This is a genomic window from Paenibacillus sp. JQZ6Y-1, from assembly GCF_040719145.1.
Taxonomy (GTDB): Bacteria; Bacillota; Bacilli; order Paenibacillales; family Paenibacillaceae; genus Saccharibacillus; species Saccharibacillus kandeliae.
Window position 1 is genome coordinate 1,494,843 of record NZ_JBFDUZ010000001.1, and the last position, 12,003, is coordinate 1,506,845.

The 12,003-nt window shown below is 47.7% G+C and carries 11 protein-coding genes; 8 read left to right on the forward strand and 3 right to left on the reverse strand.

Annotated elements, in window-relative coordinates:
* The first annotated feature begins 193 nt into the window (after positions 1-193).
* The 5 genes from ABXR35_RS06595 to ABXR35_RS06615 all read left to right on the forward strand — a co-directional run bounded on the left by ABXR35_RS06595 (position 194) and on the right by ABXR35_RS06615 (position 4,996).
* Entirely contained in the window at positions 194-1,888 is a 1,695-nt protein-coding gene (locus tag ABXR35_RS06595; RefSeq protein WP_367057149.1) for a M3 family oligoendopeptidase, read from the forward strand.
* A gap of 353 nt (positions 1,889-2,241) precedes the next feature.
* Complete coding sequence (yqeK, locus tag ABXR35_RS06600; RefSeq protein ID WP_367057152.1) at positions 2,242-3,471, forward strand: bis(5'-nucleosyl)-tetraphosphatase (symmetrical) YqeK; 1,230 nt, start codon at positions 2,242-2,244, stop codon at positions 3,469-3,471.
* The gene (locus tag ABXR35_RS06605) at positions 3,458-3,988 is read left to right on the forward strand and encodes a GNAT family N-acetyltransferase (protein WP_367057155.1); all 531 of its coding nucleotides are present in this window, start codon (positions 3,458-3,460) and stop codon (positions 3,986-3,988) included. Before yqeK ends, ABXR35_RS06605 begins: the two co-directional genes overlap by 14 nt.
* Positions 3,989-4,013: 25 nt before the next feature.
* The gene (locus tag ABXR35_RS06610; RefSeq protein ID WP_367057158.1) at positions 4,014-4,565 is read left to right on the forward strand and encodes an NUDIX domain-containing protein; all 552 of its coding nucleotides are present in this window, start codon (positions 4,014-4,016) and stop codon (positions 4,563-4,565) included.
* The gene (locus tag ABXR35_RS06615) at positions 4,562-4,996 is read left to right on the forward strand and encodes a VanZ family protein (protein WP_367057161.1); all 435 of its coding nucleotides are present in this window, start codon (positions 4,562-4,564) and stop codon (positions 4,994-4,996) included. The genes ABXR35_RS06610 and ABXR35_RS06615 overlap by 4 nt, the downstream gene beginning before the upstream one ends.
* Before the next feature lie 252 nt (positions 4,997-5,248).
* On the opposite strand, the gene ABXR35_RS06620 is transcribed toward ABXR35_RS06615, so the two are convergent.
* The 3 genes from ABXR35_RS06620 to ABXR35_RS06630 form a co-directional block, all read right to left on the reverse strand.
* A complete protein-coding gene (locus ABXR35_RS06620) occupies positions 5,249-6,337 on the reverse strand; it encodes a S66 family peptidase (protein ID WP_367057164.1) in 1,089 nt (362 codons plus the stop codon).
* Positions 6,338-6,551: 214 nt separating this feature from the next.
* On the reverse strand, positions 6,552-7,529 hold the full coding sequence (locus ABXR35_RS06625; protein ID WP_367057167.1) for an aldo/keto reductase: 978 nt from the start codon (positions 7,527-7,529) through the stop codon (positions 6,552-6,554).
* 20 nt (positions 7,530-7,549) lie between these two features.
* A complete protein-coding gene (locus ABXR35_RS06630; protein WP_367057170.1) occupies positions 7,550-8,332 on the reverse strand; it encodes an ABC transporter ATP-binding protein in 783 nt (260 codons plus the stop codon).
* A 105-nt stretch (positions 8,333-8,437) separates the two neighbouring features.
* Here ABXR35_RS06630 and ABXR35_RS06635 point away from each other — a divergent pair, with 105 nt between their 5' ends.
* The 3 genes from ABXR35_RS06635 to ABXR35_RS06645 are packed head-to-tail and all read left to right on the forward strand — an operon-like array spanning position 8,438 to position 11,970.
* Positions 8,438-9,430, forward strand: coding sequence for an ADP-ribosylglycohydrolase family protein (locus tag ABXR35_RS06635; protein ID WP_367057173.1), 993 nt, complete (start codon positions 8,438-8,440; stop codon positions 9,428-9,430).
* Positions 9,423-10,166, forward strand: coding sequence for a DUF1361 domain-containing protein (locus ABXR35_RS06640; RefSeq protein WP_367057176.1), 744 nt, complete (start codon positions 9,423-9,425; stop codon positions 10,164-10,166). Before ABXR35_RS06635 ends, ABXR35_RS06640 begins: the two co-directional genes overlap by 8 nt.
* A gap of 19 nt (positions 10,167-10,185) precedes the next feature.
* Positions 10,186-11,970 (forward strand): sensor histidine kinase, encoded by a 1,785-nt coding sequence (locus ABXR35_RS06645; RefSeq protein ID WP_367057179.1) that lies wholly within the window; start codon positions 10,186-10,188, stop codon positions 11,968-11,970.
* Positions 11,971-12,003: the final 33 nt, after the last annotated feature.

The following is a 12,003-nucleotide window of genomic DNA, read 5'->3' on the forward strand; positions in this document are numbered from 1 at the left end:
TGTAGTAAATGGGTAGGATTATAAACGAAAAAGGATGTTTGATAGGTGGAAATACAGCGTAGTTTGGCTAAATTACATTATTTTTTACATTTTTATTCGACCAGCGGATAAAAAATCTGTTCATGTATTGTGAAATTTAGTAACATGTAAATAGCCGGTAGATTCCGAGTTTATGACAGTGAGGTGCAAGTGTATGAAGTTTAGCGAATTTACGTACAAACGTCCAGATATGGACCAGTTGAAAGCGGAATTTGACCAGCTGCTGAACCGTTTTACAACAGCATCCAGCTTTGACGAGCAGGATGAGGCGATGGCGGACATCAACAAACTAAGCAACGCGTTTTCGACGCAGGTGCAGCTTGTATCGGTACGTCATTCGATCAATACCGAAGACGAGTTTTACAAAGCCGAGCAGGAATTTATGGATGAGATTGGCCCTGTTTTTCAAGAATACATAGACAGCTACTACAAAGCGCTGGTACATTCCGCCTTCCGTAGTGAGCTGGAGCAGAAATGGGGACATCAGCTGTTCGCTTCGGCAGAGCTGACGTTGAAAACATTCCATCCTGACATCATCGGCGATCTTCAGCAGGAGAACAAGCTGGCAACCGCTTACGCACAACTGATTGCCTCGGCAAAAATCCCGTTTGAAGGCGAAGAACGCACGCTCAGTCAATTGGCACCATTCGCGCAGTCCAAAGACCGCGATATGCGTCAACGTGCGGGAGAAGCATCCTATGGTTTCTTAGCGGAAAATAGTGGTGAGCTGGATCGCATTTACGATGAATTGGTCAAAGTGCGTACAGGCATTGCCCGCAAATTAGGCTACAATAACTTCACTGAGCTGGCGTATGCACGCATGGGTCGTACCGATTACGGGCCAGAGCAAGTAGCTGCATTCCGCAAGCAGGTGGAAGAATATATCGTACCTGCGGCATCCCGTCTGAAAGAGCGTCAACGCAATCGTCTGGGTGTAGAGCGTCTGGCTTATTTTGACCAGAACTTCAGCTTCTCGACAGGCAACCCAACTCCAAAGGGTGACGCTGACTTCATTATTAACAACGGTGCGAAAATGTACTCCGAGCTGTCGCCAGAGATTGATCAATTCTATACCTTTATGCAAGACAATGAATTGATGGATCTGCTCAGCAAAAAAGGCAAAATGGGTGGAGGTTATTGTACCTTCCTGAACGATTACCAAAGCCCATTCATCTTTGCCAACTTCAATGGTACATCCGGCGATATTGACGTGTTGACTCACGAAATGGGACATGCGTTCCAAGTATATCAAAGCCGTAACTTCAAAGTGCCGGAATATATCTGGCCGACCTATGAAGCGGCAGAGATTCATTCGATGAGCATGGAATTTTTCACATGGCCTTGGATGGAGCTGTTCTTCAAAGAAGACACGGATAAATACAAATTCGATCATCTATCAAGCGCACTGATCTTTATCCCTTATGGTACAGCTGTGGACGAATTCCAGCATATCGTGTATGACAATCCAGACTTCTCACCAGCAGAGCGCAAAGCAGCTTGGAAATCGCTGGAAGAGAAATACCTGCCATATTGGGATCAAAGCGATAATCCTTATTTGGAAGGTGGCGGCTACTGGCAGAAGCAGGGTCATATCTATGAAGCGCCATTCTACTATATCGACTACACGCTGGCACAAATCTGTGCATTCCAGTTCTGGAAAAGAATGCACGAAGATCAACCGGCAGCATGGGCGGATTATGTGAACCTATGCCAACAGGGTGGTAGCAAATCGTTTACCGAGCTGGTGGATGTGGCAGGTCTGATCTCGCCGTTCCAAGAAGGCTGCGTATCGTCTGTCATCGGCGATATTGAAGGCTGGCTGAACCAGATCGACGATAGCAAGCTGTAAATCATTAGGCTGCAAACCTTCCTAATTGAAGGAATGCCCATCCTAAGTTGCAAATGAAAAAGATGTCGCACTGCTACATGTAGTTTGTCATTTTCACCATAAGCAGATGGATGGCATGCCAAAATCGAATAAAGTATCAAAAATCCCGTTATATGCAGTGGAAGTGAAGATTTCCATGCGCAAACATAACGGGATTTTTGATACGTTCAGTTTGATTTTTTGCGGATACGGAATATTGCGGATATACTCATTATGATGCCCTCTCTATCATTGATCTTGTATCACATAGATTATCACTATGAATTCAGGTTTGTTATTTGATTCAATATTCTACAGGTGTGGAGGGAAACAGAATGGTTGATCAACGATTACATCTTTCATTGGACAAGCCATATATTCCACAGGAGCTAATCACTTATTTTCCTTCAGTGGATGAGTTGCACAGCGAAGATATGCTGTTGCATGACTATATAGGTATATTTTTTAAACAGAATCATGCGGATGATACGTGGACTCATTGTCAGGAGGTTGCGAATCAGGCGAATCAGCTAGCACAGCGATATGGTCAGGATGTGCATACTGGCGTATTGGGTGGTTGGCTGCATGATATATCTACCGTGATTCCCGATCACCAAAAGCTGGAGTTAGCGCTACAATTGGGATTGGATGTGGTGGATGCGGAGCGACAGGTTCCCTTTTTACTGCATCAAACATTGTCTGCGTGGATAGCAGAGCATATATTTGGGCTAAATGATGCAGCGTTGCTAAGTGCGATTGGCTGTCATACTACGCTAAAAGGAAACATGCAGCCGATGGACAAGCTACTCTTTATCGCGGACAAGCTGTCATGGGCACCGTCGGATTCGGCGCCGTATATTGCCTTAATGCGGCAGGCAGTGGAGCATTCGCTGGATGATGCGATTGATGTGTATGTGGATTATATTTTCGGTGAACCGGGTAGGTTAGCGGTTGTACATCCATGGATGCAGGCTGCACGGCATACGCTGGATATGGAGCGATATTATCATTCGCTGCCTACGCTATCTGCGCCTATCGTCTGGGGACCAGTGACAGCTTCTTTTCGACCAGCTCCTGCATTGTCATCCGAACAGCAAGCATTGATCAGCAATGTATCGATTGTGCCGATGGTGGGCGATCAGGTGGTCATGATTCGACTAACGGATGGGCGCTGGGAATTGCCGGGCGGTACACTGGAACCGGGAGAAGCTCCACTGGAAGGATTACGACGCGAAGTGTTGGAAGAAACAGGTGGTACGCTAGTTGATTATACGGTATTTGGTTATTTTGACTGCCAATCCTGTGCGGATACGCCATATCGTCCACATATTCCGCATCCACGATTTATCCGTTTAGCGGGATATGGACAGGTGCAGTTGGACGGTCAACCGCTCAATCCATTGGATGGTGAGCAGGTGGAGATTGTGGATGTAGTGAGTATGGACGAGGCAGAGCTTCGCTTCCGCAGTACGGGGCGCCATGATCTGGCAGACTTTTATCAAATGGGATATCAAGCATGGCAGCTGTCACAAGCGGAACAGGATGTGCAGCATGATCATTCGTGAAGCAAGGATCGGCGATGATCTCGGCATCGCTACCGTTCATGTGCACAGCTGGCAGACGACGTATGCTGGTCTGCTCGATCGTACGTATTTGCAGCAATTATCCATTAAACAGAGACAGCAGGCATGGAAGCAGCAATTAAGCCGGATGAATGACAGCTATCATTTGCTAGTGTTGGAGGATGATGCAGGAGTGATTACCGGCTTTATCAGTGGCGGAAGCAGTCGAGAGCAATCGGTACACAACCATGCACAGCGCGAGGGAGAAATCTACGCGCTGTATTTGCTATCGTCCGTGCAGGGACAAGGCTGGGGTGGTCAATTACTGTCCCGTATGCTGGAATGGCTCAAGCAGCAGCATTATGATCAGGCAATCGTCTGGGCGCTGCGCGACAATCCGACCATTGCCTTCTACCAGCATTACGGGGCTGTGCCTGATAAGGAGCAAACGATTAAAATCGGCGGCAAACTGTATCGTGAAACCGCCTTGCGATGGAGCGATTTACAGCAGCGCTCTTAATAATACATAGGGGAGGAACATGAGGATGAATATACGCACTTCTTGTTTATGTCTATTTGAACGGCAAGGACGGTATCTGTTTCAAGAAATGGTATACGCCAGTAGTGGACGCATCATGTATCGTCCGATCGGTGGAACGATGGAATATGGGGAGCAAAGTATCGATACCGTCGTCCGCGAAGTGCAGGAGGAGATTGGCGCTGTGATTGAGCAGCCCATCCTGCGTTATGTGATCGAAAATCACTACACTACTCATATAGAGGAAATCGCTGAAAGCTGTGGTGTGGCAGTGGAGGAATTGCCTGCACAGCCGAAGCATGGGCATGATCTGGCTTTTATATATGAAGGGCAATTGCCGGATGCTCAGTGGTATGAGCGAGATGTCATTGAGGGGCTGGAAGGAGAGGTTACCTATCGAGCCGTATGGAAAACGTTGCAGGAAATTCAACAGCAGCAGCATGCCGTATTAGTACCGAATGGATTGCTGGAATTGCTGCTTGCGGATACAACGGAGGGACAGTATTCGTCGCTTGCCCATCATCGAGTACAATCGTTACCTTTGACTAAGCGGGTATGATGAGTAAAACAATCGCTACCTTTTTGTTGATAGCGTATACGCTATTGTTACTGTACTGGATGTTTTTCGGATTTGGTCGCCATGCACCTGATGCAAATACGCCATATCGGTATAATCTGATTCCGTTACGTACGATTGCCGATTTCGCGACGATGCGTATCGGGACGGTGATGGATCAGTGGATTAATTTGCTGGGGAATATCGCGGTGTTTGTACCGTTTGGCTTGTTGATTCCATTGGTGTGGAGGGTGCGTATGCTGCACTTTGCAGGCGTGTTTGCGCTGTTTATTTTGTTACTAGAGAGCGTACAGCTGATGACCAGACGTGGAGCATTTGATGTGGATGATATTTTTCTGAATACACTCGGTGCTTGTGTGGGGTATATAGCGTGGTATGGCATTCGATATGGATTGGCAAAAAAGAAGATATAACAATCCCCTGTAGCTGCATTTTGATCGTCTACTGACCTGTTCAGAGATCATTTCTAGCGTTCTGATCACAGAGTCAACTTGTCGATGGCAGCGGTACAGGGGATGTTTGTTAGGGAAGTAGGTATTGCCATATATCCTAAAAATGAAGCTTTTTACAGACAACAGCGTAACATGGTTCTACATCATATCCTGTTCCACAAGAAATGGGGCAATATATCCGCATGATGGTTTACCAAATCTGCGCTGTCTATATTATTCGTCCAGCGTTTGAACAATCGTTCCCTTGCCACCTGTAACTGTAATCTCGGCTTGTGCACCATTGATTAATGTTACCTGCGGCGGAATGTGACCGATGTCTACATTGTAGATCACAGGGAAATCCAGCTCATCAAATACATTATGCAGCGCATCGATGAGTTTGAAGTTTTTTACATGTGCATACCCGGCAGGGCGACCGATCAGTACAGCGCGAGTATGCTGGAACCAGCCATTTTGCTGCAATTGCCACAGATGACGGTAAATATCGGCGGCATTCATCTCACAACTCTCCAGATACCAGATGATGCCGTCTTCTTTTCCATACTGTTCGACAAAGGAAGATACTGGCGCCCAAGCGGTGCCGATCAGCGGTGTCATTACATCTAGACACCCACCCAGCAATCGACCCGATACGTTGACCTTCGCGCTAGCTTGCTTTTCCTGACCAAGAATCTCCCAGCGTGTTGGTGCATCCAGCTTAAAGCCCGGTTTGCTAAAATCACTGCTAGATTGGTAATGGGTGGAGGATTGCTGTTCCACTGGTTGCCCCACTTGGGCGGTCAGCAGATCATACCAACGCGCTGTGATCTCATCATCTGCTCGTGCAATATCGACACCGCTCGGTCCATGAGCACTACCATAACCGGTGTATAGCGTATATACAAATGTTAATGTACTCGTATCGGAAAAGCCTAGAATCCATTTGGGCGGCAATGTCCGAATCGCAGCCCAATCCAGCAGTGGCAACAGCTCCATCAGGAATTCGCCGCCCCACGGTGGAATAATCGCCTTGATGTCTGGATCAAGCAGGAAGGTTTGCAGCTCAGCGGCTCGTTCTTTTTTTGGTAAACTCACACATTTATTGTCTGTCCAAACGCTCGTACCGATCACCGGCTCATAGCCAAGCGATTTCAAATAATCGCGCATACTATGGATAAGATGATGCAGTTGAGTCGTAACTCCACTAGATGGAGCAGTAACGGCAACCTTGTCACCGGGCTGCAGTGCAGGCGGGAATTGAATCTTCGCTGGATATGTAAAACTTGTCTCGCTATGGGATGAAGGACTAGAGAAATGGGACATCGGTTAACCTCCTTTGGATAGGCAAAAAATAATAAAGCTACAATATCAATAGAAATCCTTTCATTTTCAAGCATACCATACTCTTACATAGCACACAGAGTCATCGCAAGGATCAAGCAAAAGAAGAATGAAGGAAAAGAATGTACATATGAATGCACATCGTTTTCCTTCATCCTCATCCACGTATGACTACATCAAAAGCGGATCATACTTCCTACCAGAGACGATACGTAGCGAATGGCTCGCTGTAACGGAACGGCTTGCTCAGGTGTTCTAGTTCTGCCTTCACTTCATCACTCAGCGTAATATGGATGCTATTCATATTATTTTGCAGCTGAGAAACGGAGGTAGCGCCAGCAATGATACTGGATACTGCCGGTTGCTCCATCAGCCATGCCAGCGACAATACCGCTGGGTCGATGGACAATGAGCGTGACAACCAGCTAATCCCGTCTGCCAGACCGATACGCTCGCCTGTCATTAGTCGGTTAAATGAAGGATCCTTATCTGCGCGCGATCCAGCCGGCGCTTCGTCATCTTGGGAATATTTTCCTGTCAGAATGCCGCCTGCTAGTGGGAAATACGGAATGATGCCGACTCCCTGATCCAGACAGAGCGGAGTCAATTCCTGCTCCGGTGTACGGTCGGCAAGCGAATACGACGTTTGCAGGGAAATAAAGCGTTCCACGCCCAAACGGTCACTCAAGCCGAGTGCCTTCATCAATTCCCAAGCTGCATAGTTTGATGCGCCGATATATCGAACCTTACCGGATTGGACCATATGCTCCAATGTACGCAGCGTTTCATCCAGCGGCGTATTGGGATCAAAGGTATGAATCTGGTACAGATCGACATGATCGGTTTGTAGTCGGCGCAGACTGTCATCCAGTTCACGCTGCAAATGATAACGCGACGAGCCACGTTGATTAGCATCCTCGCCACGCGGCAATCCGGCTTTGGTCGCGAGAATGACCTGTTGGCGCTTGCCACTTTTCAGGCCTTCGCCGATAATTTCTTCGGAAGCAGTATTGGCATAAATGTTGGCAGTATCGATAAAGTTAATTCCGCTATCAATGGCAGCATGCAGAATTTGAATGGAGGTTTTTTTATCGGCACGTTTACCGAAGGAATTAGTGCCGAGACCGAGCAGGGACACCTGCAAACCGCTGCGACCGAGATATCTGTATTTCATAGATGAATGACTCCTTTCGGCTAATTGCCAGTTAGGCGGATGGAATAGCGCTCCCCCGGTTCGGGACGCACTTCCACATCGGTTTGGAAAAATTCGCTCAAGCGCTGAGAATCTAGCATATCTGCTGTATTACCAGCAGCGAATACATCGCCATCGCGCAGCAGCAGCGTTTTGTTAAAGCAAGGCATAATCTCTTCAATATGATGGGTGACATAGATGAGCGTGGGCGCATTCTCCTGCATAGCAATTTGCTGAACCCGATGCAGCAGCTGATCACGTGCAAAGATATCCAAACCGGTACATGGCTCATCCAAAATGAGTAATTCCGGCGACGCCATCAGCGCACGGGCAATCAGGATACGTTGCCGCTCTCCTTGAGATAAGGTATCATAAGTGCGTCCGGTCAGATGCTCAGCATCCAATTGACGCATGAGCAATGCTGCTTGTTCGCGGTCACTATCTGCCACTTCGGTATAAATGCCGATGGAGGCAAATTTGCCGCTGAGTACGATATTTTCCGCTGTATCGCGGCCATGTAGTCGCTGCTGTAATGAGGTGCTAACCCAGCCGATTTTTTTGCGATGCTCGCGTAGATCGACTTCGCCGAATGTCTCGCCAAGTACAGAGATACGTCCAGTCGTAGGCCATATGTATCCGTTGATCATGTTAAGCAGTGTCGTTTTGCCGGAGCCGTTCAGACCTAGCAGACACCAATGTTCGCCGGGCTGTACCTGCCAAGAAACGTCGCCGATGATTAGACCGGTTTCCCGCCGCCAGCTGGCGTGCTGAATATCAATAATCATGCTGCTCACTCCTCCATAGATTACATACGATTATAGCATCAATTTCGTGCGGAATCATACGCATAAACAAGGAATATACCAACTTACCGAAAGGAACTATACCTTATGAATACAATCCAACGCGTACGCGACGGCATTATCGGCCTTTTTGTCGGTGATGCAGTAGGCGTACCTTATGAATTTCAAAATCGTCAAGAGATCGCTCGTCATCCAGCAACTGATATGATCGGCTATGGCACACACAATCAGCCGCCGGGAACGTGGTCGGATGATAGTACGATGACCTATTGCTTACTGTACAGCTTGATGCTACATCCACAATTGGATACCAATGATCTCAGTCGTCGCTTTATTCAATGGTATCGACAAGGATTATGGACGGCACATGATGAGCTATTTGATATTGGGATCGCGACTCGGCAGGCGATTGCGATTATGGAAAGTGGCACTGTGCCAGTGGAAGAAGCAGGTGGAACGGATGAATATAGCAATGGGAATGGCTCACTCATGCGTATTTTACCATTGGTGTATCGATTGGATGGCATGGATATTGCTACACGGTACGAATGGGTACGCCGTGTATCTTCGCTAACGCATCGCCATCCGGTATCGCTGCTGGCGGGTGTGATTTATATTGAACTCGGCTTGGAATTGTTACATGCCAATGGACGTTCCATCGCCGATTGTTATGATGCGGCATGTCATACGATTAAGACGCATTATGCACAACATGCGGAATATGCGCGATTTGAACGTATTGTAAACGGTTCGCTGAAGCATGTAGATGCAGACGATATTTCGTCGAGCGGTTATGTGCTGCATACGTTGGAAGCGTCGATTTGGACATTGCTGCATACGGATAATTATCGTGATGCTGTGCTGCTGGCGGTTAATTTAGGGTTGGACACGGATACAACAGGTGCGGTAACTGGTGGGCTTGCAGGTATTTATTATGGATATGAGCAAATTCCTTCCCATTGGCGGGAGCAGCTGGTGCGCAGGGAGGAGATTGAGGAAGTTTGCGAGCGCTTTGCTAAGGTGATCTCTCATGCACAGCATGGAGGCGTAGCAGACCAAGGAGGAGCGCAGGATGAATGATAGCATCTGGGGAACGAAGCCGTGGACAGGTAAGCTGATTTTGCTCGGTGCACTGTTGGTAGCGACGTTATTCTGTGTGTGGCTTGGTATGCATCTGCGCGTGTATACGGGGCGTGAGCTGTATCGCTTTTTGAATTGGGATATGTTTCTCGCATGGGTTCCCGTTGTGCTTGCGCTCGTCTTGGATGGCATTTTACGTGTGTACCGTCAGCGACGTATACGTTGGCATGGCAAGCTACTAGTTGGATTTGTGGGATTATGCTGGTTGTTATTTTACCCGAATTCAGCGTATCTGGTGACTGATCTCATTCATCCGTTTGTGCACTATCGTCCGAATGGACGTTTTGTGAATGATCTGGAATTTTGGTATCATCTGTATCTATTTTTCAGTGCTGGTCTGCTTGGCTTGGGGCTGGGTACATATGCGTTATCCTCGGTTCAGCAGCATATTGCTGAAGCGTATGGACAGCTGCGCAGCTGGATTTTCGCAGCGATCATTCTGGTGTTGAGCAGTATTGGGATTTACATTGGACGGTTTATTCGCTGGAATAGCTGGGATGTATTTACCGATCCCCACAAGATCATAAATGATGTTATGATGATCATTACAGACCCGTCGGAGTTTCATTTTATGGTGATATTTACCGGCATGATCCTGATGATTAGCGTGCTGGGCTACATTTTGATGAGAGGCGGCATGTATATGATCCGCCGCACCAGCCAACGCTGGGGATGATGAAGGAGTGCGAAGAACGATGTACCGCTATAACCTGTTCACCAAGATTGTCCTGCTGGTTGTGCTGATGCTGATTCCGGTGATTGTGCTGTACAGTTATTCCAATCGGACGACAGCGGATGTGCTAAGTGAGGAGCTTAACAAGTCCAATATGAACCAACTCAGCTTTTTTCAAAATCAGGTCAATACGAATATCGAGCTGTTGGCATCATGGCCAAATCTGCTAATTCATGATCCTGATATTGTCAGCTTTAATGATCTATATTTACAAAATGATTATCTGAATCTGGATGCAATTAATTTGGTCAAGCGCATCCAGAGCAAGCTGGCGATTCAGGAAAGCTCTTCGAACTGGCGCAGTCATCTGTCCATTTACTCGCCTTCGTTACAGCGACTCATAACGGATAACGATGTGACGAGCATTAACAAAAGCGAAGCGCTACAAAGCTTTCATTCCGGCTGGCAGGTGAGCCAAGAGCCGGGTGGCAATACGACAGAAACGATCAATGGTACATCGACGACATTACCGCCGACGTTTCTATTTTCATGGACGTCGATTTCGCCATATAATGCAACGGTAGAGGCAGACAATATCAGTACGGTTGTCAAAGTGGAATTTGATAGCGGTAACATTCAGGATATGCTGGACAAATTCAAGAGCGACGGACGCCGTGATCCGTTTTATTACAACCCGTCCTTTGGTACGATTTATAATCGTTCGGCAGATCATGAGCTGACCGATCAACTGATTGCGTCGCTGCATGAACAGCCATTGCAAGATTTGGAAAGCCGCACGATCAATGTCAAAGGCAAGCCGTATATGGTCAATGTGGTGCGTTCCGAAGCGACAGGCTGGTATATGGTCGATTATATTCCGCTGGACGATATTTTGAAGCCGATTTATGATTCGAACCGATTGTTTTATCTGGCAATGATTGTCCTGCTGCTGATGAGCTGTCTTGCTTCTTATCTGCTGTACGCGCAGGTACAGGTACCAATGCGGCAGCTGATCTATGGATTTAATCGACTCAAGCAGGAGGATTATTCTGTTCGGATCAAGCCGAAGGGACGCAATGAGTTTGCCTATCTGGCGGATCGCTTCAATTCGATGGTGGCACAGATTCAGACGCTGTTCGAGCATGTCTATTTAGAGAAAATTCATGTGCGCGAAGCGCGGCTGAAGCAGCTGCAATCGCAGATCAATCCGCATTTCTTCTATAACTGCTTTTCCTTTATTACGAGTATGGCGAAGCTGAACAATCAGCAGGCAGTCATCGCCATGTCCAAAAATCTATCTCAGTATTATCGCTATACGACTCGGCAGGAGCGCGATCTAGTTCCGATGGCGGAGGAGATGGCGTTTGTCAGCAACTATTTGGCGATTCAGCAAATGCGCATGTCGCGGCTGAATTATACGATTGAGCTAGCGGAGGAGCTGCGCGAAGTACCGATTCCGCCGCTGATGATCCAACCGCTGGTCGAGAATGCAGTAATTCATGGGGTGGAGCCGTATTCGGCTGCTGGGCATATTGGGATCAAGGGCTGGCGAGAGCAGGATCGCTGGTATATCAGTGTTGAGGACGATGGTAAAGGGCTGGATGAAGAACGGCGATTCAAGCTTTGGAATAGCTTACAGCAGCCGCTTGGCGAGGAAATGGGCTGCGGCTTATGGAATGTGCATCAGCGGATGCAACTACGCTTTGGTGAGGATGCGGGTGTGATGTTGTCGCAATCTGAGCTGGGGGGATTAAAAGTAACTTTGAGTTGGCAAGCTGAGATGGCAGACAGCCGTACCATTGCCTGAGGGTGAGGGGCAGAGCAATAGAGAAAGAGATCG

What these genes read in the sequence shown, in the direction of transcription:
- ABXR35_RS06595 (WP_367057149.1), top strand. Translation starts at nt 194, where the DNA reads ATGAAGTTTAGCGAATTTACGTACAAACGTCCAGATATGGACCAGTTG.
- yqeK (WP_367057152.1), top strand. Translation starts at nt 2,242, where the DNA reads ATGGTTGATCAACGATTACATCTTTCATTGGACAAGCCATATATTCCA.
- ABXR35_RS06605 (WP_367057155.1), top strand. Translation starts at nt 3,458, where the DNA reads ATGATCATTCGTGAAGCAAGGATCGGCGATGATCTCGGCATCGCTACC.
- ABXR35_RS06610 (WP_367057158.1), top strand. Translation starts at nt 4,014, where the DNA reads ATGAATATACGCACTTCTTGTTTATGTCTATTTGAACGGCAAGGACGG.
- ABXR35_RS06615 (WP_367057161.1), top strand. Translation starts at nt 4,562, where the DNA reads ATGATGAGTAAAACAATCGCTACCTTTTTGTTGATAGCGTATACGCTA.
- ABXR35_RS06620 (WP_367057164.1), bottom strand. Translation starts at nt 6,337, where the DNA reads ATGTCCCATTTCTCTAGTCCTTCATCCCATAGCGAGACAAGTTTTACA.
- ABXR35_RS06625 (WP_367057167.1), bottom strand. Translation starts at nt 7,529, where the DNA reads ATGAAATACAGATATCTCGGTCGCAGCGGTTTGCAGGTGTCCCTGCTC.
- ABXR35_RS06630 (WP_367057170.1), bottom strand. Translation starts at nt 8,332, where the DNA reads ATGATTATTGATATTCAGCACGCCAGCTGGCGGCGGGAAACCGGTCTA.
- ABXR35_RS06635 (WP_367057173.1), top strand. Translation starts at nt 8,438, where the DNA reads ATGAATACAATCCAACGCGTACGCGACGGCATTATCGGCCTTTTTGTC.
- ABXR35_RS06640 (WP_367057176.1), top strand. Translation starts at nt 9,423, where the DNA reads ATGAATGATAGCATCTGGGGAACGAAGCCGTGGACAGGTAAGCTGATT.
- ABXR35_RS06645 (WP_367057179.1), top strand. Translation starts at nt 10,186, where the DNA reads ATGTACCGCTATAACCTGTTCACCAAGATTGTCCTGCTGGTTGTGCTG.